This is a genomic window from Tsuneonella flava (genome assembly GCF_002870965.1).
Taxonomy (GTDB): domain Bacteria; phylum Pseudomonadota; class Alphaproteobacteria; order Sphingomonadales; family Sphingomonadaceae; genus Tsuneonella; species Tsuneonella flava.
Map to the genome: position 1 here is coordinate 632,078 of NZ_PHSO01000004.1, position 21,453 is coordinate 653,530.

Annotated in this window: 22 protein-coding genes and 1 tRNA gene; 6 read left to right on the top strand and 17 right to left on the bottom strand. The window is 59.2% G+C overall.

Features of this window, described 5'->3' with window-relative positions; translation table 11 throughout:
- The first annotated feature begins 3 nt into the window (after positions 1-3).
- Genes dapF through CV013_RS06700 form a run of 4 tightly spaced genes read left to right on the top strand, consistent with a single transcriptional unit; the run spans position 4 to position 3,570 of the window.
- Positions 4-816 carry a diaminopimelate epimerase gene (gene dapF, locus CV013_RS06685; RefSeq protein WP_102154451.1) on the top strand — a complete coding sequence of 271 codons (813 nt, stop codon included), beginning with the start codon at positions 4-6 and terminating at the stop codon, positions 814-816.
- The gene (locus tag CV013_RS06690) at positions 813-1,991 is read left to right on the top strand and encodes a MiaB/RimO family radical SAM methylthiotransferase (RefSeq protein WP_102154452.1); all 1,179 of its coding nucleotides are present in this window, start codon (positions 813-815) and stop codon (positions 1,989-1,991) included. The genes dapF and CV013_RS06690 overlap by 4 nt, the downstream gene beginning before the upstream one ends.
- Positions 1,988-2,920, top strand: coding sequence for a signal recognition particle-docking protein FtsY (ftsY, locus tag CV013_RS06695; protein ID WP_102154453.1), 933 nt, complete (start codon positions 1,988-1,990; stop codon positions 2,918-2,920). Before CV013_RS06690 ends, ftsY begins: the two co-directional genes overlap by 4 nt.
- Positions 2,920-3,570, top strand: coding sequence for an inner membrane-spanning protein YciB (locus CV013_RS06700; protein WP_102154454.1), 651 nt, complete (start codon positions 2,920-2,922; stop codon positions 3,568-3,570). Before ftsY ends, CV013_RS06700 begins: the two co-directional genes overlap by 1 nt.
- A gap of 277 nt (positions 3,571-3,847) precedes the next feature.
- Here CV013_RS06700 and CV013_RS06705 read toward each other — a convergent pair whose 3' ends face one another.
- From CV013_RS06705 to CV013_RS06745, 9 genes are all read right to left on the bottom strand, one after another.
- Positions 3,848-5,782, bottom strand: coding sequence for a potassium transporter Kup (locus CV013_RS06705; protein ID WP_408057022.1), 1,935 nt, complete (start codon positions 5,780-5,782; stop codon positions 3,848-3,850).
- Positions 5,783-5,891: 109 nt separating this feature from the next.
- Positions 5,892-6,533 carry a tetratricopeptide repeat protein gene (locus CV013_RS06710; RefSeq protein WP_102154456.1) on the bottom strand — a complete coding sequence of 214 codons (642 nt, stop codon included), beginning with the start codon at positions 6,531-6,533 and terminating at the stop codon, positions 5,892-5,894.
- On the bottom strand, positions 6,530-6,964 hold the full coding sequence (locus CV013_RS06715; protein ID WP_408057017.1) for a cytochrome c-type biogenesis protein: 435 nt from the start codon (positions 6,962-6,964) through the stop codon (positions 6,530-6,532). Before CV013_RS06715 ends, CV013_RS06710 begins: the two co-directional genes overlap by 4 nt.
- On the bottom strand, positions 6,961-7,491 hold the full coding sequence (locus CV013_RS06720; protein WP_102154457.1) for a DsbE family thiol:disulfide interchange protein: 531 nt from the start codon (positions 7,489-7,491) through the stop codon (positions 6,961-6,963). Before CV013_RS06720 ends, CV013_RS06715 begins: the two co-directional genes overlap by 4 nt.
- Positions 7,488-9,440 (bottom strand): heme lyase CcmF/NrfE family subunit, encoded by a 1,953-nt coding sequence (locus CV013_RS06725; protein WP_102154458.1) that lies wholly within the window; start codon positions 9,438-9,440, stop codon positions 7,488-7,490. The genes CV013_RS06720 and CV013_RS06725 overlap by 4 nt, the downstream gene beginning before the upstream one ends.
- Positions 9,441-9,453: 13 nt before the next feature.
- Positions 9,454-9,933: a cytochrome c maturation protein CcmE gene (gene ccmE / locus CV013_RS06730; RefSeq protein WP_102154459.1), complete on the bottom strand. Its 480-nt coding sequence runs from the start codon at positions 9,931-9,933 to the stop codon at positions 9,454-9,456.
- 136 nt (positions 9,934-10,069) lie between these two features.
- Positions 10,070-10,816, bottom strand: coding sequence for a heme ABC transporter permease CcmC (gene ccmC / locus CV013_RS06735; protein WP_102154460.1), 747 nt, complete (start codon positions 10,814-10,816; stop codon positions 10,070-10,072).
- Positions 10,817-10,898: 82 nt separating this feature from the next.
- Positions 10,899-11,960: a Leu/Phe/Val dehydrogenase gene (locus tag CV013_RS06740; protein ID WP_102154461.1), complete on the bottom strand. Its 1,062-nt coding sequence runs from the start codon at positions 11,958-11,960 to the stop codon at positions 10,899-10,901.
- A gap of 62 nt (positions 11,961-12,022) precedes the next feature.
- Positions 12,023-12,099 (bottom strand) — tRNA-His (locus CV013_RS06745).
- Positions 12,100-12,279: 180 nt separating this feature from the next.
- On the opposite strand from CV013_RS06745, the gene CV013_RS06750 reads away from it, so the two are divergent.
- Together CV013_RS06750 and CV013_RS06755 are read left to right on the top strand one after the other, a co-directional pair.
- Complete coding sequence (locus tag CV013_RS06750) at positions 12,280-12,912, top strand: prolyl hydroxylase family protein (RefSeq protein ID WP_102154586.1); 633 nt, start codon at positions 12,280-12,282, stop codon at positions 12,910-12,912.
- Positions 12,913-12,982: 70 nt separating this feature from the next.
- Positions 12,983-13,297 carry a TraR/DksA family transcriptional regulator gene (locus tag CV013_RS06755; protein ID WP_102154462.1) on the top strand — a complete coding sequence of 105 codons (315 nt, stop codon included), beginning with the start codon at positions 12,983-12,985 and terminating at the stop codon, positions 13,295-13,297.
- Between the two features lie 92 nt (positions 13,298-13,389).
- Here the strand turns inward: CV013_RS06755 and rpmE are convergent, their stop codons facing one another.
- The 8 genes from rpmE to uppS all read right to left on the bottom strand — a co-directional run bounded on the left by rpmE (position 13,390) and on the right by uppS (position 21,433).
- Positions 13,390-13,614: a 50S ribosomal protein L31 gene (gene rpmE, locus CV013_RS06760; RefSeq protein WP_095011872.1), complete on the bottom strand. Its 225-nt coding sequence runs from the start codon at positions 13,612-13,614 to the stop codon at positions 13,390-13,392.
- 113 nt (positions 13,615-13,727) lie between these two features.
- Positions 13,728-14,207 carry a 3-hydroxyacyl-ACP dehydratase FabZ gene (fabZ, locus tag CV013_RS06765; protein WP_102154463.1) on the bottom strand — a complete coding sequence of 160 codons (480 nt, stop codon included), beginning with the start codon at positions 14,205-14,207 and terminating at the stop codon, positions 13,728-13,730.
- 19 nt (positions 14,208-14,226) lie between these two features.
- Positions 14,227-14,898, bottom strand: coding sequence for an OmpH family outer membrane protein (locus CV013_RS06770; RefSeq protein WP_102154464.1), 672 nt, complete (start codon positions 14,896-14,898; stop codon positions 14,227-14,229).
- Positions 14,898-17,582: an outer membrane protein assembly factor BamA gene (gene bamA / locus CV013_RS06775; protein ID WP_102154465.1), complete on the bottom strand. Its 2,685-nt coding sequence runs from the start codon at positions 17,580-17,582 to the stop codon at positions 14,898-14,900. The genes CV013_RS06770 and bamA overlap by 1 nt, the downstream gene beginning before the upstream one ends.
- 169 nt (positions 17,583-17,751) lie before the next feature.
- Complete coding sequence (rseP, locus tag CV013_RS06780; protein WP_102154466.1) at positions 17,752-18,882, bottom strand: RIP metalloprotease RseP; 1,131 nt, start codon at positions 18,880-18,882, stop codon at positions 17,752-17,754.
- A 4-nt stretch (positions 18,883-18,886) separates the two neighbouring features.
- The gene (locus CV013_RS06785) at positions 18,887-20,041 is read right to left on the bottom strand and encodes a 1-deoxy-D-xylulose-5-phosphate reductoisomerase (protein WP_102154467.1); all 1,155 of its coding nucleotides are present in this window, start codon (positions 20,039-20,041) and stop codon (positions 18,887-18,889) included.
- Positions 20,038-20,760: a phosphatidate cytidylyltransferase gene (locus CV013_RS06790; protein ID WP_102154468.1), complete on the bottom strand. Its 723-nt coding sequence runs from the start codon at positions 20,758-20,760 to the stop codon at positions 20,038-20,040. The genes CV013_RS06785 and CV013_RS06790 overlap by 4 nt, the downstream gene beginning before the upstream one ends.
- A complete protein-coding gene (gene uppS / locus CV013_RS06795) occupies positions 20,747-21,433 on the bottom strand; it encodes a polyprenyl diphosphate synthase (RefSeq protein WP_102154469.1) in 687 nt (228 codons plus the stop codon). The genes CV013_RS06790 and uppS overlap by 14 nt, the downstream gene beginning before the upstream one ends.
- Positions 21,434-21,453 lie beyond the last annotated feature (20 nt).

Below are 21,453 nucleotides of genomic sequence, written 5' to 3' on the forward strand. Positions count from 1 at the left end.
ACGATGCGTATTCCTTTCACCAAAATGCACGGTCTGGGCAATGATTTCGTCGTGCTCGACGCGCGCATCGATGCCCTTCCCCCTATCGGCCCGGCCACCGCCGCCGCCATTTCCGACCGCCGTACCGGCATCGGTTGCGATCAGCTGATCGTACTTCAACCGTCCGACGTGGCCGATTTCCGGATGCGGATTTTCAATGCCGACGGCGGCGAAGTGGAGGCCTGCGGCAATGCCAGCAGAGCGGTCGCCTTACTGCATGGGGCCAAAGCCAGCGTCGAAACCGCGGGCGGCACCATTGCGATGGAACCAATGGATAACGGCGCCCGGATCGATATGGGCACGCCGCGCTTCGGGTGGGATGAGATTCCGCTCGCCTATGCGATGGATACGCTCGCTATGCCGGTCGCCTGGGAAAACCTCGAAAATCCCTGCGCGGTCAACGTCGGCAATCCGCATGTGATCTTCTTTGTCGAAGATGGCCCTTCGGTTCCGCTGGAACGTCTGGGGCCTGAAATCGAATGCGATGCGCTGTTTCCCGAACGGATCAACGTCAACGTCGCACAAGTGACCGGCCCCGCCTCGATCGATCTGCGGGTGTGGGAACGCGGCAGCGGTCTGACCCGCGCGTGCGGCACCGGTGCCTGTGCCACCGCCGTGGCGGCGATCCGTCGGGGCGTGGTCAGCGGGCGCCGGATCGCAGTCACCCTGCCGGGCGGCACCCTCGACATCGAATGGACCGAGGCAGGCCGTATCATGATGACCGGCCCGGCCACCACCAGCTTTATCGGCAGTTTCGAATGGACCGACTACGCATGAGCGCAGTCGAAGTCGTCTCGCTTGGCTGCCGCCTGAATCTTTCGGAAAGCGAGCGCATCCGCGCCTTGCTGGCGAACGAACCGCGTGAAACCGTGGTCGTCAATTCCTGCGCCGTCACCAGCGAAGCGGTGCGGCAAACACGTCAGGCAATCCGCCGTGCGCGCCGTGAGCGCCCCGATGCACGCCTGATCGTCACCGGTTGCGCGGCGGAAGTGGAGCGCGAGCAGATTGCCGCCATGCCAGAGGTGGACGGCCTGATCGCCAATGCCTCTAAGCTCGACGCACGGGCCTGGAATGCCCCCGCCGACACCACGCTCGCTCCGCGCCAGCACAGTCGCGCGTTTATCGCGGTGCAGAACGGGTGCGATCATGCCTGTACGTTCTGCGTGATCCCGCAAGGCCGTGGGCCCAGCCGGTCTCTCCCCGTTCCGCAAGTGCTGCGCCTGATCGAACACGATCTGACATCGGGCGCGCGCGAAGTCGTTCTGACCGGTGTGGATCTTACAAGTTGGGGGCACGATCTGCCGGATGCCCCCCGCCTTGGCACTCTGGTGCAGGCGATCCTCGATGCCTTTCCGCAAGTCCTGCGGCTGCGCCTGTCATCGGTCGATGGGGTGGAGATCGATCCACTGCTGGAAGAGCTGCTGGCGCAAGAGGCGCGCGTGATGCCGCATCTGCACCTGTCATTGCAGCACGGCGACGATCTGATCCTGAAACGGATGAAGCGCCGCCATTTGCGGGGGGACGCGGCGGCATTGGTCGAACGGTTGAAGGCGCAGCGACCGGACATTGCCATCGGCGCGGATCTGATCGCTGGCTTCCCCACCGAAACGGCGGCCCATCATGCGGCCAACCTTTCCATCGTGCGCGAACTGGATATCGTGCACGGGCATATATTTCCCTATTCCCCCCGCCCCGGCACCCCTGCGGCGCGAATGCCGCAAGTCGAACGGGCGGTGGTAAAAGAACGCGCGGCCGAACTGCGCGAAACAGTTGGTCTGGTCCGCAGTAAATGGCTTGCATCAAAGATCGGCAAATCAATAGAAGTCCTTGCCGAACGCGATGGATGCGGCCATGCGCCGGACTTCGCCCGGGTGCGTGTACCGCACGGCACCGCGCCCGATACCATCGCAACCGTCACCCCCACACGGGTTGAAGAAGGCCTTCTGGCATGAACGAACCCAGCTCCCCTTCGTGGACAGAGCGCGTGTTTGGCGGTTTCCGCAAAACATCCGAACGGCTGTCGAATAATCTGACGAGCGTGGTTGGCACGGCCAAACTCGACGATGCGACGCTCGACGATGTCGAAGATGCGCTGATCGTGTCCGACCTCGGCCCCGCCGCTGCGCGCCGTATCCGCGATCGGTTGGCGGAAAAGCGCTTCGGACTGGCAATCAGCGAACAGGAATTGCGCGAGGCGGTGGCCGAAGAAATCGCCGCGATCCTGCGCCCGGTGGCGAAACCGCTGGAAATCGTCGCTTTTCCCCGTCCGCAAGTCATTCTGGTGATCGGCGTCAATGGTAGCGGCAAAACCACCACAATCGCCAAGCTGGCCCACTGGCTACAGGAAGACGATTACGGCGTGATGCTGGCGGCGGGCGACACGTTCCGCGCGGCTGCCATCGGCCAGTTGGCCACATGGGCCGAACGCATCGGTGCGCCGATCGTTCGCGGACCAGAGGGCGGCGACCCGGCCTCCATCGTGTTCGACGGTGTGAAGGCGGCAACCGAACAGGGGATCGACGCGCTGATCGTCGACACTGCGGGCCGCTTGCAGAACAAGCGCGAATTAATGGACGAACTGGCCAAAATTCGCCGTGTGCTGGGCCGCCTGAATGCAGAGGCGCCGCATGACGTGATCCTCGTGCTCGACGCCACCAACGGCCAAAATGCATTGAACCAGATTGAAACATTCATGGAAGTTGCCGGTGTCACCGGACTTATTATGACTAAACTCGATGGCACTGCGCGCGGCGGTGTGCTGGTGGCTGCAGCCGAACAGTTTGGGCTGCCGATCCACGCCATTGGTGTAGGTGAAAAACTGGAGGACCTGCGTCCGTTCGATCCCGATCTGGTCGCACGCGTCATTGCTGGAGTGGCATGATGGCCGACCAACAACCTGAAAAGAAGCCTTCGGGCTGGCTGAACGTCGCGGTCGATTACGGGCCGCTGCTGGTGTTCCTGTCGGTCTATTGGTATTACGCTCCGGAAGATAAGGAAGACATGGTCGGCGTGTTGCTGGCTGTGATCCACAGCACCGGCGCGTTTATCGTTGCAGCGCTGGTGGCGCTGGCGCTGTCCAAATGGCTTACCGGCAAGATATCGCGAATGCTGATGTTGTCGACAGTTCTGATCGTCGGCTTCGGCAGCCTTACGATCCTGTTGCGCGATCCGGTCTATGTGCAGATCAAGCCGACGGTGTTGTATGTGTTTTTCGGCCTCGTCCTCATCGCAGGGTGGATGCGCGGCAAGGCCTTGCTGCAATGGCTGCTGGAGGCCGCATTCGAAGGGCTGGACGAACAGGGCTGGCTCAAGCTGAGCCGGAACTGGGGGGTGTTCTTCCTGTTTTTGGCTGCTCTCAATCAGGGGCTGGTTCATTTCCTCAGCTTTGGCGACTGGCTGTGGGCCAAGCTATGGGTCTTCATGCCGCTGACGTTCCTGTTCACGTTCAGCCAGATCCCGATGCTGCTGAAGCATGGTCTGGGCGCTGAAGGCGTGATGGAAGAGGAAGAGAACCCGCCGCCTGTGGGTTGATGTCCCATGTGGGGCGCAACTGGATGCGCCCTGCACTCCTCTGACACGGGACCGCAATTCCCCTCACCCGTCGCCCCGGACCTGATCCGGGGTCCAGCTTATCTTCCGGCACGGTGCGAGCAGAAGCGGGCCCCTGGCTCAAGGCCAGGAGGGTATTGCGAACGCGGGTATCAGCGTCGGTGTCCGGTTTATAAACCAGCCTGCAACCCCGCCCCCCTCTGTCGCTGGGAAGCCCAACCCGTGCCTCTCCACCGCACGAGAAAGCCAGCCGGGAAAGCTAGATTTCGACCTGACTGCCCAGTTCGACCACGCGATTGGTCGGCAGGCGGAAAAATTCCATCGCCGTCGCCGCATTACGCAGCATCCATGCGAAAATCTTTTCCCGCCAGATCGACATACCCGGATTCTTCGACGGCAGCAGCGTCTGTCGGCTGAGGAAGAAGCTGGTCTGCATCATATCGAACATACCGCCACACGCCTCGCACCCTTTCAGCGCGGCGGGCACATCGGTTTCTTCCATGAAGCCATAGTGCATCACCATGCGGAAGATGCCGTCGCCCACCTCGTTGATTTCGATCCGTTTGGATGGATCGACGAACGGCTTGCCCGCGATCTGCACGGTCAGGATCACCACGCGTTCGTGCAGCACCTTGTTGTGCTTGATATTATGCAGCAGCGCGCTGGGCACACCGCCAGTATTCGATGCCATGAAGATCGCCGTGCCCGGCACGCGCGTGGCGGAATTGCGTGCGCTTTTGGCGAAAATTTCTATCGGCAGCGCCACTTCACTCATCCGTTCGCGCATCAGCTTGCGACCGCGCGCCCATGTGGTGAGGAAGGTAAAGGCAATCGCGCCGACCAGCAGGGGGAACCAGCCGCCATCGGGCACCTTGGGCAGGTTCGCACCGAAGAACGCGCCATCGACCAGGAAGAACACCCCGGCGATCGGTATCGCCATCCACCATTTCCATTTCCATACCGCGATGAACAGCACCGCCATCAGGCAGGTATCGATCAGCATCGCCCCCGTCACCGCAATGCCATAGGCACTGGCGAGGTTGGAAGAATTGCGGAACGTCAGCACCAGCAGGATGACCGCGATCATCAGCACCCAGTTCACGAACGGAATGTAAATCTGGCCATGTTCGGTTTCGCTAGTGTGCAGGATCGAAAGGCGCGGCACGAAACCGAGCTGGATCGCCTGCTGCGTGACGGAGAACGCCCCCGAAATCACCGCCTGACTGGCGATGAATGTCGCACAAGTCGCCAGCAGCACCAGCGGCAGGCGGTACATATCGGGCGCCATCACGAAAAACGGGTTTTTGATCGCTTCCGCAGCGGCCGCCGCTTCCATATTCAGGATCATCGCCGCCTGCCCGAAATAGTTGAGCAGGAGGCACGGCATGACAAAGCCGAACCAGCTGATCCGCAGCGGCCCGCGCCCAAAGTGGCCCATGTCGGTATAGAGCGCTTCCGCCCCAGTTACCGCCAGCACCACCGAACCGAGCGCGAGGAAACCCAGCGTCTTGTCGGTCATGAAAAACTGCACAGCGTACCACGGGTTCAGCGCGGCGAGCACAGCAGGGTGATCGACGATATGGATGATTCCAAGGAACGCCAGCACCGAGAAATAAGTCAGCATCACCGGTGAAAACAGCTTGCCGATGGTCGTCGTCCCGCGTCGTTGCAGCAGGAACAGCGCGATCAGCAGGGTCAGCGCGATGGGGATGACGAATTCGCCCAGTCGCGCCTCTACCGTAGTAAGCCCTTCCACCGCCGACAGCACGGAAATCGCCGGCGTGATCATACTATCGCCGTAAAACAGCGCCGTCGCGAACACGCCCAGCATAACCGCGACCCAGCCATAGCTCGACCGGCCCAGTTTGTTGGAAATCAGCGCCACCAGCGCCAGCGTGCCGCCCTGCCCGTTATTGTCCGCGCGCATCAGCACGGTCACATATTGCAGCGACACCACGAATGTCATCGCCCAGAAAATCAGGCTGACGACACCCAGCAGGTGCAGCGTATCGAGTGTGAGCGGGTGTGGCCCCACAAACGTTTCGCGAAAGGCATAGATCGGGCTGGTGCCGATATCGCCAAACACGATACCGACAGCACCGACCGCCAGCTTGACCTTGGCACTGACCTTTCGATCACCGCTCTGGCCGCTGCCGTCTTCGCTGTCTGCGACCGCCTGACTCATCCGGGTAATACCCCTTCGCCGTTAACCGCGCGCCATGCATGCATGGCCAAAGGAGCGGCGCTTATCACCACTCCCATACGCTCGCAATGCAGCGACTCGGCAGCATTTTTTGGCCGGATCACTCCGTCGGCTTTCCACTGTTCATCCGCGCAATCAATGCATCGAGCATATCGAGCCTTTGTTGCAACTGTTCGCGCCATTCCGCATCGGCGGGTGCGCGGGCGATCATATCGGCCCACAGCGCACGCGCATCGGCCAGATCGCCGCCGCGAATCATCGCCACGCCAAGGAAGAACCCCGGCCCCGGACTGTCGGGTTCCAGCTTGCGCGCCTGAGCATAGGAATAGAGCGCCGCCGGGCTCAGCCGCCCATCGGCATGCTGTACCAATGCGTTGCCCAGCGCGATCCACGCCTCCGTATCGTTCGGATCGGCATCGACCCCCGATCGCAGGATGCCCGCCGCAGTGGCGAATTGCCCCTGACGGGCAAAGCCATCGGCCATCGTAACATAACTGCTGGGCGGGTTCGGCCCGAACAGCGAACGGCGCGCTTCCACCAGTGCGCCGCCGGTCTGGTCGGGGTCTTCCACGGCAGCGCGCGGCGATCCGCCAAATCCGGGCGAACCCTGCAAAGCATAACCCGCGAGGCCGAACACCAATGCCGCGGCAAACAGCGTCCATGCCGAACGCGGCAAGCGCAGTACGACAATCGCAAAACCCAGCGCCAGCACCGCCAGCAATATAATCGGCAGGTAAGTCATCCGCGCTTGCCCCCCAGCCGCCGCCACAGCACCGCAGCAGCGATCAGCAACAGTATCAGCGGCCCGGCAAACAGCGGCCAGGTCGTTTCGCTCACTTCAGGCTTGTAGCTGACGTAATCGCCATAACGGTCCATCAGCCAGCGGCGGATCGCTTCCGGGTTTTCGCCCGCCGCGATGCGCTGGCGCACTTCGCTCCGCATGTCGCCTGCCATCGAGGCATCCGAATCGGCAATCGACTGGCTCTGGCATTTCAGGCACCGCAAGGTTTCCATCAGCGCCTGCGCCTTGGCCTCCTGCGCCGGATCGTCGAGCTGGCGATAGGCATAGGGTGCAGGTGGCAGATCGTCCTGCGCCATCGCTGGCTGTGCCAGTGGCGCGAGATGAGCCAGCAGCGCCAGCGCAAACACCATCGCGGACAGCTTGCGAATCATCGTTTCGCCTCTTCCAGCTTGCTGAGCAGCAGCTGCACATCTTCAGGGCGCACGTCTCCGATATGCTGATACCGGATCACCCCGTTGCCATCGACCACGAAAGTTTCAGGCACACCCGAACTGCCGATGGATAGTTGCACTTTGCTCAGATCGTCGCGCCCGATGCGGGCATAAGGATTACCGTAACGATCCAGAAACGCGGCGACATCTTCCGGCCGGTCGCGAATCGCCACTCCCACGATTGTCGCCCCTGCTTCCTGCAAACGGGCCAGTTGCGGCGCCTCTGCCGCACAGGGGATGCACCAGCTGGCCCAGATATTCAGCAACTTGGGCTTACCATCCTTAAGATTGGCGGTCGACAAGGCGGGCCGGTCCCCGACAGCGGTGGGCAAATCGAACGAGGGCACTTCCTTGCCGATCATCGCGCTGTGCACGAAATCGTCTCTCGGCCGGGTAAGCTGCCATGCGGCAACCCCGACAAAGGCGACGAACACCGCCAGCGGCAGGAAATAACGCCAGTGTTTCACGCGCTCGCCTCCGACCGGCGCTCGACCGCCTTACGCATCACCCGCCGCCGCCGCAGATCGGTATAGACCCGGCCGATCAGCGCCAGTGCGCCGCCCAGTGCCACCATCATCCCACCGATCCAGATCAGCGTGACGAGCGGTTTCCACCACAGCCGCAACTGCCAGCGCCCTTCACCCGCTTCGCGCCCCAGCACCGCGTATAGCTGCCCGTTCCAGCGGGTAATCAATGCGCTTTCATTGGTTTCCTGTGGCGGGGACCAGAAATTGCGGGACTGCGGATCGATGGTCACCGGTTTGCCGCCGCGATAGCTGGCCTCCAGAACGCCTTCGAGTGCGGTCCAGTTCGGGCCGGCGACCGGATCGATCCGATCCAGCTTTACCGTCCACGGGCCAACTTGCGTGGTATCGCCCACTTTTACTGCGGCCAGTTTCTCCTGCGTGAATGCGGTTTCGCTGGCCATACCGAGCAGTGACACGCCGATGCCCAGGTGCGCGATCACCATGCCCCATGTCGCCAGCGGCAGCAGACGCAGCTTGCGCCCGCGCAACGGCATAACGCTGGCCACGATCACAACCACCGCCAGCGCGATGCCCAGAGTGGGCAACACAGCGATCCCCGCGAATGCGACCACTCCGGCCAGTGTCACCAGACCCAGCACCGCGATCAGGATCAGTTCGGGCCGGATCCGCTTCGCACTGTCATGCCTCCAGCGCAGCAGCGGGCCGACCGCCATCACCAACAGCATCGGCAGCGCGAAAATCGCGGACACCGGATTGAAATAAGGCGGCCCCACCGAAACCCGCACGTCGAACGCCTCCGTCAGCAGCGGATAGAGCGTGCCGAGCAGGACCACCCCCAGGATGGCCGAGAGCATCACGTTGTTGACCACCAGCGCGCCTTCGCGGCTGACCAGAGAGAAGCGTTCACCTTCGGTCACGCTGCCCGCCCGCATCGCGAACACCAGCAGCGCGCCGCCGATATAAATCGCCAGCAGAGCCAGCAGGAAGCTGCCACGTTCAGGATCGACCGCGAAGGCATGAACACTGGTGAGAATGCCTGAGCGGACGAGGAACGTGCCCACCATGCTCATCGAAAACGCCACAACGCCCAGCATGATGGTCCACGCCCGCAATGCGTCGCGCGCAGCCAGCACGCTGACCGAATGGAGCAATGCCGTCGCCGCCAGCCAGGGCATCAGGCTGGCGTTCTCGACCGGATCCCAGAACCACCAGCCGCCCCAGCCCAGTTCGTAATAGGCCCAGTAAGAACCTGCGGTGATTCCCACCGTCAGGAAAATCCACGCCCCCAGCACCCACGGGCGCATTGCACGGGCGAAGTCCGGCGTCACCTGCCGGGTGAGCAGTGCCCCCACGGCAAAGCTGAATGCCACCGACAAGCCGACATATCCAAAATACAACGTCGGCGGATGGAACGCGAGGCCGATGTCCTGTAACAACGGGTTCAGCCCCATCCCCTCCAGAGCGGGCGGGTCCAGCCGCTCAAACGGGTTCGAGCTGAACAGCAGGAAGGCATAGAACCCCAGTCCCACGAAAGCCTGCGCCGCCAGCGTCGCCATCATGGTGCGTTCCGGCAGCCGCCGCTCGATCAATGCGATCAGCGCACCCGCCATCGCCATCACCGTGACCCACAGCAGCATCGATCCTTCATGGTTGCCCCATGTTCCGGCGATCTTGAAGATCATCGGCTTCATCGAATGCGAATTCATCGCAACAAGCTTCACTGACAGGTCAGTTCGGGCAAATAACCAGGTGAGTATCAGGAAAGAAAGCGCACATAACACGCCCTGCATCGCCGCCGCAGGCCTAACTATCTGCGAAAATTCGGCTTTCTCCGCACTTTTTAAGGTGAAGATGGTGCCAAATACGAGTTGAAGCACAGCCAGCGCGGCTGCGAGCCAGAGCGCCGCAAGGCCAAGTTCTGCAATCACTTGAATGCCTTACTCATTTAGTGGTTTCTTCAATGGCCGCCTGCTTCTGCGCCGCGGTCATATCCTGCAATTCACGCGGAATATAGTTTTCGTCATGCTTGGCCAGCAGGGTGTCGGCTCTGAACGTACCGTTCGCCAGCATCCGGCCTTCGGCGACAACGCCCGACCCTTCCTGAAAGAGATCGGGGACTATCCCCTTGTACTCAACGGGAACTCTCGCATCGCCATCGCCGACGACGAAATCGATCGTCACGCCATCGGGCTTGGTCACCAGCGATCCCGCCTCGACCATCCCCCCCAACCGAACCGCCTGCCCTGCGGGTGGCGGATCGCTCACTATTTCACTGGGAACATAGAAGAAACTGGCCTGATTGCGAAGCGCCCAGGTGGCGATCAGGGCAGCCGCGACCAACACAATAACCGCCACAACAACCAGCGCAAGTCGTTGATGCTTCGCCTTTTTCAGCGGATGAGAAGTGGCTTCTTCGCTCATTTGCGTCGTACCTCCTCACGTCGCTTCTCAGCCCGTCGCATAGCCCGCCACGACCACCAGACGAGCGCAAAAGTCGCAATGATCGCAAGAGCATAAGAAGCGATCACGAAAGGCCACGGGTCCAGTCCGGCACGCATTACCAGTCTCCCTGCGCCGACCCGCGGTCGCTGTCGAGCGCTTTGCGCCGCAACCGCGCCTCGGCCTGCGCGTCAGCGAGTAAGGCTCGCATCCGCATAAGCACAACTGCTGAAAAAATAAGCGAAAACCCCAATGTCGCGGCAAGCAGAGGCCACAGGAATTCGGGTGCCATCGCAGATTTGCCCATGCTCAGGCTGGGCGGTTGGTGAATCGAATACCACCACAGAACCGAATAATGGATCACCGGCACGTTGATGACCCCTACAATCCCGAAAATCGCGGAAATTCGGCTAGATACGCCTTCCCGCGCGGTCGCTCCCGCCAGAGCGATATAGCCAAAATACAGGAACAGAAGGACCAGCATCGACGTCAGCCGCCCATCCCACTCCCACCAGGTGCCCCACGCAGGGCGCCCCCAAAGAGAGCCGGTCGCCAGACAGATAGCTGTAAACAATGCACCGGGAACCGCAGCGGCCCGCCCTGCGATGGCCGCCAGCGGATGGCGCCAGACGATTTCGGCGATGCTGGCCATCGCGATCACGCTCCACCCCGCCATGCCCAGCCATGCGGCCGGAACATGAACGAACAGGATGCGGACCGTCTCCCCCTGCAACCGCTCTGCCGGGGCCACAAACAGCCCATAAGTCAGTGAAGCACAAAGCAAAAGCGAGCCGAGCACCAGCAAGGCCGGTGTCAGCGGGCGCGCGATCGTCAGGAAGCGCTTGGGATTGGCGAAGCCGTGCATCGAATGAAGTCTGTCCTCGAGCGGATGCTTTGGCAGGCACTGCCCCTTACGACAAGGGGCACTTGCGCCCTATGTCAAAGGATCAGCGTCCGATCAGCTTTTGCGCCATGCGGTCCGCGACAACATCGGACGAAACTCCGGTGTTTTCGCTCTCCCGCCAAATTTCGCGCAGCCGCTCAGGAATTTGGGCGATTCGCGCATTGACCTCGGTCACATCGCAGGCGTGACCTTCGACACGCGCGAAATATTCGAGCGCAACCGATATGATCCCGCCTCCGTTGATGACATAATCCGGTGCGTAAAGGATACCCCGCTCGGCCAGCAACGCGCCGTGATGCGCGCGAGCGAGCTGATTGTTCGCCCCCCCCGCCACGATCGGGCACTCGAGCTTCGCAATACTCTCCTCATCGAGAATTGCGCCCAGAGCATTGGGGCTGAATACATCGCATGGCGTTGTCATGATCGCATCGGGTGCGACAGTTTCTGCGCCGATCTTATCGGCCAGCGCCTGCACCCGCACGCTATCGACATCGGCCAGGATCAGCCTGGCACCATCCTTTGCCAACAAGCGAGCGACCCCGCCCCCAACCGATCCGGTGCCCTGCAATGCCACGCGAACGCCCGCCATGCTGTCTTTGCCCAGCTTGTGCGCCACAGCAGCTTTGATGCCGAGGTAGATCCCCATCGCGGTGAATGGACCCGGATCGCCACCTGCCTGCCCTTCACCCACAGGAAGGCCTGATACGAACGATGTCCGCTGGCTCACCGCTACCATGTCCGCTTCGGTGATCCCCACGTCTTCGGCAGTAACATAACGGCCGTCCAACGCATCGACCGCATCGCCGAATGCAGCGATCAGTTCCGGTGACTTTGTGCGATCCTCGTCCGCCAGAATAACAGCCTTGCCACCGCCCATCGGCAGCCCGGCCATGGCGTTCTTGTAACTCATCCCGCGGCTTAACCGCAGAACATCGCGCAAAGCGGCTTTCGGCTCAGCATAGTGCCAAAACCGTGTTCCGCCGCCAGCGGGGCCAAGGTGGGTGGAGTGCAGCGCAATAATGGCAGTAAGCCCGGACTTCCGATCGCGAACAAGCTGAACCAGCTCGTGATCGTCATAATCGGGTTCAGTCCAGAAAGCGGTCATATCAGGCCCCTGCTCGTGCCATAGAAATCTGGCGCTGCGCGCCCGGCAACGAGGAGGGGAAATGGGGCGATCGAGGGGTCTCGAACCCCCGACCTCCGGTACCACAAACCGGCGCTCTAACCAACTGAGCTACGATCGCCATATGCCCCGGCCAATGCCGTAAAGCGGGCCACTTAGAGCCGTACACGGCCCCGTCAAGCGGGTTCCGGCACGGGCGTGCGCCTGTTGCATACGCGAAACGGTTTTGAAAGCAAAAACTGCGCCACGCCGCGCATCACGTAAGATTGTTTCGCCTGATGGTTTATTCTATCCTTCGCAGATGACCGCTCAGGGCGAATCTTCTGCTACAATTTTGCGAGCGAACGCGCCCGTCCAGATCATCCCCTCCCCCAAGCTGGAATTGTTCCAGTTGCGCGATTTTCTGCCGCTGGCGCTCTGCCATCGCCTGATTGAACTGATCGACGCCAATCGCCGCCCTTCCACAATCGCAGATGCCAATGGCGATGATTATTTCCGAACCAGCGAGACGTGCGATCTCGACCCCGACGAAGCTGCCGTACAAGATCTCGAATCGCGGCTGTATTCCCTCAACGCTATCGATCCGGCCTTTGGGGAACCTGTGCAGGGTCAACGCTATGCAGTGGGGCAGGAATTCAAAGCCCATACCGATTACTTCGAACCCAATGGGCCGGATTGGGAAAAATATTGTGCCGTCGCCGGACAGCGGACGTGGACATTCATGGTCTATCTCAACGATGTAACGGCAGGCGGCGGCACACGATTCGGCGCGATCAAAAAGACTGTTCAGCCCGAAGCCGGTAAATTGATGTGCTGGAATAATAGACGCGCCGACGGCCGCCCAAACCCGAATACCTTACATCATGGGATGAAAGTACGCGCTGGCACCAAGTATGTGATTACAAAGTGGTATCGCGAGAAGCCGTGGCTCTGAACTTGATGCAAATCAACAATTATGCCCGCTGCCGCTACCAAAAACCAAAACGAACCTGAGGGAGACACAAGTGCACAATTTTGTCGAATTGAAAGCGCAACTCGAAGATCGTCTTGCTACCCTCTTGAACCGGGTAGACGATATCGAAGACGATCTGCGCCACCCACTCGACGCCGATTCAGAAGAACAGGCCGTGGACCTGTCGGATGATGAAGCGCTGGAAGGTGTCGATTCTATATTGCGCGAAGAAATCGCTCAGGTGCGCGCTGCCCTCGCCCGGATCGAGAATGGCACATATGGCAAGTGCGCCGTTTGCGGTAAGCTAATTAGCCGCGCCCGGTTGCAAGCACGCCCGATCGCGACTCGCTGCATCGATCATGCGTGAATGCCACAGTAAGTAGCTGATAAACGAAAAAGGGCGGCCCCGTCGGACCGCCCTCCCCAATAGCCCGAAGGCCACTGAAACTATGGCAAGCGTTACTTCTTGAGGCTGAGACCGCCAAAACGCTTGTTGAATGCCGCCACACGACCGCCTTCCTGAATCTGCTGCTTACCGCCGGTCCACGCCGGGTGGCTGGTCGGGTCGATATCGAGCGTGAGCGTGTCGCCCTCGGCGCCCCATGTCGAGCGGGTCTGGAACTCGGTCCCGTCGGTCATCTTGACGGTGATCGTGTGATAGTCGGGATGCGTATCGGCCTTCATGGCATAAATCCTTGCTAGCTCGAGCCCGGTTCCGACCGGGCGCGCTGTGTGCGGGAAAGGCGGGCGCCTAGCGGCAAGGCCGCATATTTGCAAGCCCTTCCCCGTCTACCGGGTCATTCGGGGGGATCGGCAATCATCGCTGTGAATTCACATTCACAGGTCGTTTTTCCTTCAACGCTGGCGATACCTTTGAATTTATAGACCCGGCTACGCTTCTGGAGGAACGAAACATTCAAATCCAGCAAGCAGCCCGGTTCCACAGGAGCACGAAATTTCGCGCCATCGACGCCCATGAAGTAAACCAGCTTCCCGGTACCCGCCAGTTCGAGCGTTTCTATTCCGAGAATCGCCGCAGCCTGCGCCAGGGCTTCAATCTGAAGCACGCCCGGCATAATCGGCCGACCAGGGAAATGACCCTGAAAATACTCCTCGTTGAAACTCACCGCCTTCACCGCGTGAATTTCCTCGCCGAGAGTGATCGATCTTACCCGATCGACCAGCAAAAGAGGATAGCGATGAGGCAGCGCATTGAGGACGCGGCGGATATCGAAAGCAGTTTCGCTCGCGGTTTCAGGCGCGATTTCAGTACTCATTGTGCTGCCCCGTGATCCCTTAACGGCCCGTCGTGGCCGGCTGCTGTTGCTGCTGCTGGCCCTGTGCGGCCTGTTGCTGCGCCTGCTGTTCACGCACTTCGCGCGGCACCCAGCCCTGAGGCGGCACGAGTTGTGCAGTCGGCAGAAGGGTGTTGAGTTCGTTCAGCACATCTTGCGTGATATTGTAGGCACCATCGGCATAGATGATCGCACCCTGAGTTGGGTCGAGGATCAGAGAAACGCCTTTCTTCGAGGCAGCGTTCTTCACGGCCTGATCCAGCTTGTCTTCAATCTGCTCGGTCACATACGCCCGGCTCAGCGCGACCGGAGCCAGAATCTGCTGCAATTCCTGCTGACCGGATTGATTGATCTGCTGGATGGTCTGTGCCTGCTGCGCCAGAGCAGGATTCTTCGGATTCGCCTTCTGGTCAGTGTTGAACTTCGTCACCAGCGGGTTCAGCTGATCGGCGATCTGTTTGCGGCGCGCTTCGGCCTGATCGATCTGCGCCTTGTATGTGGTGCCGCGCTGCTGTTCAGCAGTCTTAAAAGCATTCGAGTTTGCAACAACGGCAGGCAGGCTGACGACACCGATCCCTTTGATCGTGTCAGCAGCGGCAGGTGCCGCGGCGATCGGGGCAATTGCAGCAGTGGCTACGCCAATGGCGAGAAGAGGCTTGAGAAGAGTTTTCATCAGAATTGAGTTCCTACGTTGAAGGAGAACGTCTTGGTATCATCGCCATCGACCTTTCTCAGGACTTTGGCGAGGTCGATCCGCAGCGGACCGAAGGGGGAATTCCAGTTCACGCCGATACCGATTGAAATGCGCGGGCTAGATGAATTGCCGAGGAAGACTTCGCGGAATGGCGAAATAGGCGACGTCATTTGAGCCGTATTGGGTGATCCATCAGGTGCCGTTGGACTGGTTACAGACGTCGTAGTTTTAGTGCCGTCAGTATTGGTCACAGTCTGGAGGTAAAGCTGATTGCCGTCAGAATCGCGCACCGGGAAGCTGCATCCATCGGGATAGCCACAGCTTTGCAACGCCGGGGTTCGCACACTCCAAAGCGCACCGATATCCATGAAGATCGAGGGGCGCAGGCCCATTTCCTTCATACCGCTGCCCAGCGGGATTTCCAACTCGGCCCGCCCGATGTAGTAGGCATTACCGCCCAGTGCATCATCGGACACCTTATCGCGATCGGTAACGACCGTCGTGCCCCCATTACCATCACTAATAATTGGCTGACGAAGCACACGTGGACCAATGCCCCGAATATCGAAACCGCGCATTTGAGGTTCGCCAAGGAAGAAACGGTCGGTCAGATTTACATCGTCTCCGTTCATTCCCTTGATTGCGCCACCTTCGGCAGAGAGCGAGAAAATAAAGCCACTGCCAAGAGGCCAGTAACGCGCCGCCTTACCACTAACACGAGCATAGTGGACCGAACCGCCTACCCCCGCATATTCACCAGTAAGCGATACACTGGTACCACGTGTGGGACGATAACCATTATCGAGGTTATTGTATCCCAACGTCAAGCCAACGATGGAGCTCGTACGCGTCCCTAGTGCTTCACAAAGATAACGGCCTGCCAGCAGCGGATCGCACTCGAACGCAGGCGGATTCTGCCGATCCGTAAAGAACCGATTCTTGTCCAGCGAAACGTCGTCATAATTGAAAGTATAACTACCAACCAGCGACATATATTCAGTCAGGGGAACACCAACCCGCAGCGAGGCCCCCGTTGTCGCCTGCTTAAAGGTCGTGTTACGATTACTACTAAGATAATTGAAGCTATTGTAGTCTTTTCTGTAAATATTTATGCCAGTCGAAATATTGCGATCAAACACATAAGGTTCGGTAAAGCTCAGATTGACACTGCGTGAATACCTCGACCAGTTGACCCCGGCACCTACCGTCTGACCGCGCCCGCGGAAGTTCCGCTGCTGGATCGAAGCGGCCAGGATAAAGCTCTCGATCGACGAGAAACCGGCTGACAACTGCAACTGTCCAGTCGGCTGTTCTTCAATGTTAGCTTCGAGCAGAATTTTGTCAGGAGCGCTTCCCTGCTTCTGGTCAATCTCGAAATTTTCCTGAAAATATCCGAGCGACTTAATACGCGCAGCCGAGCGCTTGACCTGCAGCGAGTTGAACGCATCACCTTCCGCAACACGGAATTCGCGACGTACAACCTTGTCTTGGGTCAGAGTGTTGCCGTTGACATCGACCCGCTCAACATAAACACGCGGTGCTTCCTTGATGACGTACGTGACGTCCATCGTCAGGTCGTCTTTATTACGGCGGAATTCGGGATCTACCTGGGCAAACGCATAGCCGAAAGTGCCGGCCAGTTCAGAAAACTGATCGACCATATCTTCGACTTGTTTGGCGTTATACCAATCGCCAGCGTGCATCGGCAGTCGCTTGGTCATCGCTTCGCTATCAAAATCGCGCAATTGGCTTTCGACCTTCACATCGCCGAACTTGTAGCGTTTTCCTTCTTCCACCACGTAAGTGATGATGAAGTCTTTCTTGTCCGGGGTCAGCTCCGCAACAGCGGAAACCACGCGAAAATCTGCATACCCGTTGGTAAGATAGAACTGGCGCAATTTCTGTTGATCGAACGCCAGACGATCGGGATCGTAGCTGGTTTTGGAGCTAAAGAAACGCGTGAAGCGCGTCTGCTTCGTCAACATTTCGCTACGCAACTCTCCGTCGGAGAACGCTTCGTTGCCGATAATGTTGATCTGGCGAACTTTGGACTTCGGCCCTTCGTTGATCTCGAACACGACGTCGACGCGATTCTGGCTCAACTGCACCATTTTCGGTTCGACCGAAGCTGCGAAGCGTCCTTGCCGCTTATACAGTTCGATGATGCGGGCCACATCGGCACGCACTTTCGATCGTGTGAATATCTGCCTCGGCGACAGTTTGATTTCCGGCAAAATCTTATCGTTCTTGATGCGTTTGTTGCCTTCAAGAATGATGCGGTTGATGACCGGGTTTTCCGTGATCTTGATAGTCACGATACCGTTATTGTTCTGAATGGAATAATCACTGAACAATTCGGTCGCGGCCAGATCCTTCAACGCCTGGTCGGCTGCTGCCGCTGAATATGGCTGCCCCACACGCAAACGAATATACGACAATATCGTATTGGGTTCGAGCCGTTCGGCCCCCACCACATTAATCTCCGTAATCGATTGCGTGGGCGCCGATTGATCAGCGGGGATCAAGGGGCCGTCCTGCGCCCCCACATCCTGTGCGTATGCCGCAGCGGGAATTCCGCCCAGCACCGTGCCACACATCAAAGCCAGCGCCAGCTTTCCAAAACCTGAGCCAACTCTTGAATCAGCCACTTCCCGTCCACTCATCAACGTGGAACTCCCGTCATAAAAATTGTGCGCGGCCAGTCCGCCCCCACTTCACCGAAATCTTGCGTCGGATGAACAGCGGAGTATCGCCGCCCTGTGCCCGATAGCGCGTTCTCGATCAAGCGAAGGAACAAGCCTATACCCGCGCATACTCCAGCATGACCCGTTACTAGCGTCCGAAAATCGGAAGCGAGATCAGATCGTTTATCGTCACGAACAGCATCAAGGCGAGCACCAGCGCCACACCGGCACGAAACGCGATTTCCTGTCCTCGGGCGTCCACTGGCTTCCGACGGACTGCTTCAACCGCGTAGAATGCCAGATGCCCTCCGTCGAGAGCAGGGATTGGCAACAGGTTGATGAATGCCAAATTAAGCGAGACGAATGCTACAAACGCCACAAACGCCTGCGGCCCAAGGCTCAGCTGCTCACCCGACCATTTAGCCATCTTCACCGGGCCGCCCAGTTCCTGGACAGAACGCTGACCACTAAAAATCTGGCCAATCCCAGTGACCATCATGCCAACCATACTGGCACTTTCTTTAACGGCGAGTCGGACAGCCACGAAAGGACCCGCCGGTCGGTAGGTCACCGGGCTGGAATAAATACCCAGACGACCAATCCGTGATTCATTGCCGAACCGATCGGTGACGACCGTTTCCGCGATTGTGACAGGGATCCGCACCAGATCACCATCGCGCTGGACGCCCAGAACAATGTTCTCTCCGGGATGCATCATCACTCGGTCAGTGATATCGCGAAATTGACTGACTGGGTCATCATCAATGCTGACAATCTTGTCACCCACACGCACACCGGCGGCCTGAGCCGCAGATTCCGGCGAGAACTGCTCAACCTTATTGGTCTGACCTGGATCCGCTTGCACCGGCTCCCCGACAACCATGAAAAAGCCGGCAAAGATCGCCAGTGCGACCAAGAGATTAGTAATCGGCCCGGCCGCCACAATCAGTGCACGATGCCTCAACGGAGCAAGCTGAAATGCACCGTTCCGTTCATCGGGACTCACCGCGGACAATGTCCGGGCATCGGGAATACTCGCCGGACTCATATCCCCCTTGAATTGGACATATCCTCCGAGGGGTAATAATGACAGCCGCCAACGCGTTCCGCTTCGGTCAGTAAATCCCAATACCTCGCGACCAAAGCCAACGGAGAAAACTTCGGCTTTCACCTCAAGCCAGCGCGCCACCAGATAATGACCAAATTCATGAACCGTTACCAAGGGCCCCAACAGCAGCAGGAAGCCAACAATATAGAGCCAGAAAGGCGGGCTAGACATCAATTCAGACGTGCTCCATCAATTCGTTCGCCCATACCCGCGCATTGGCATCGATCTCCAGTACTTCTTCCAGAGACGTCGGCCCGCGAGGTATCGAACGCTGCAAGGTTCTTTCAACTACTACGGTAATGTGGCTGAACGCAATCTTGCCAGCAAGGAAAGCCGCAACTGCTGCCTCATTCGCAGCATTGAGAACGGCGGGCGCGGCACCACCCGATTGCGCCGCTTCGCGCGCCAGCCTTGTCGCCGGAAAACGCTCTTCGTCCGGGGCAAAAAAACTCAATTCCCCAATCGCCGCCAAATCGAGCGATGCCATCGGCGTTTCCATCCGCTCTGGCCAGGCAAGGCAATTGGCGATCGGTACACGCATATCGCTTGGCCCAAGCTGCGCGAGCGTTGACCCATCGCGATACTCCACCATCGAATGGACCACGCTTTGCGGATGCACTAAAATGCGGAGTTGATCGAGTTCGACCGGGAACAGATGATATGCCTCGATGAATTCAAGGCCCTTATTCATCATCGTGGCCGAATCGATGGTGATCTTAGCGCCCATGTCCCAATTGGGATGGCGAAGGGCCTGTTCGCGCGTGGCGGTGGCCAGTTGATCCTGGCTCCATGCGCGGAAAGGACCGCCACTCGCAGTCAATGTAATCGATCGGATATCGACAAAACGATTTCCAGAAAGACACTGAAAAATAGCGTTGTGCTCGCTGTCGGTCGGCAAAACGGTCGCCTTGTGCCTCTCAACCGCGCTCATGAGAATGTCGCCTGCGGAAACCAATGCCTCCTTATTGGCCAGCGCAATTGTTCCACCGCGCGCAACAGCCGCCATTACCGGCGCCAACCCGGCACATCCGACAATCGCTGCCACAGTCATATCGACAGGTCGCGCAGAAGCCTCACACAATGCCGCCGCGCCGCCCGCGGTTGCGATACCAGTTCCAGAAAGCGCTTCACGCAATTGCGGCAGATGGCGCTCATCAGCAACGACCGCGATATCCGCATCAAATTCACGCGCCAGCGCAGCAAGCTCGGCAACGCGGCTGTTGGCAGTCAGCGCCACAACCTTCCACGCACCGCGATTTCGCCGAAGCAGATCCAGCGTCGAAGCTCCGATTGATCCCGTTGCTCCCAGAATCGAAATCGAACGAGTCACAGGAGATTCCGGGTGAGCGTCAACACGAAGAATACAGCAATCAATCCGTCGACTCGATCTAACACGCCGCCATGACCGGGTATAAGGCGCCCGGAATCCTTCAGCCCTGCGCGACGTTTCATCCAGCTTTCAAAAAAATCGCCGGCTTGGGCAAGTACAGCGACAACTGTGCCGAGAATCAGTGCGCCGACCACGCTTTTCCATCCGAAGACTCCCTCATTACTCACGAAATAGGAATCGGCCCAGTTATAGCCGACGACCAGATAGACAATCGACGCCCCCAATATTCCACCTGCCAGACCTGCCCATGTTTTTGATGGACTGATCCGCGGCGCTATTTTCGGGCCGCCAAGCGCCCGGCCCATGAAATAGGCCCCGACATCAACTGCGATAATCGGCACGATAAAGCCTGCAGCAAAGAAGATCGGCAGATAGAGGGCCCGAAGCTGCACCATGCCTAGTGCGGCCACGCCAATGTAAATCACACCGAAGAACACCCACAGCACTTCACTTGCAGGCGACCGACCGGCCCCTTTTACCAGACCATTCCACTCCCACAACGCAGCCAGCGCAACCAATGCGACGAACGCCAGCCAGACCCAGCTCCCCAGCATCAGGGCAATCCCGGCAATGACGACCATCACTATGGCTGAAACGACCCGCGCCCCGAGGTCGGCGTTTTTTGCCTGTGAGCCGACATTCGCTTCACCGTCCGCCATATCGACGCTCCCTCCCGGCAAATTCGTCGAGCGCATGCTGCAAGTCCTGCGGAGTAAAGTCCGGCCAAAGAGTATCGACGAACATCATTTCAGCATACGCCGACTGCCATAACAGGAAGTTAGAGAGGCGGACCTCTCCGCTCGTCCGGATAAGCAGATCGAGCGGAGGGAGTTGAGCGGTATCGAGATGGGCTGCGATACTCTCGGTCGTAATTTCACCCTCGTCCGCTGCCGATGCTGCCGCACGAGCAATTTCCTGTTGCGACCCATAATTGAGCGCCACTGCCAATGTGCGCGATCCGTTCGCAGTCCGCGCCAACGCATCTTCCAGCATTTCGACGATGTCGGGCGCCAGACTGCGCCAGTCACCGATAATATGCAGCCTGACATCGTTGGCGAGAAATTCGGGCAGGTCCGATCTGACGAACTTTCGCATCAGGTTCATCAAATCACCGACCTCTTCTTCAGGTCGTTTCCAGTTTTCGGAACTGAAAGCATACAGCGTCAGACACTCGATCGAAGTGTCTTTGAGCGAGCGCACCAGCTTGCGAACCGCTTCCACGCCGCGCTGGTGCCCGATGGCGCGCGGCAGATGCCGACGTTTTGCCCAGCGCCCATTACCATCCATAATGATGGCGACGTGGCGCGCTTCGGGTTTCTGGTCGGTGGTCATTGGGTGAAGATCATGCCGCA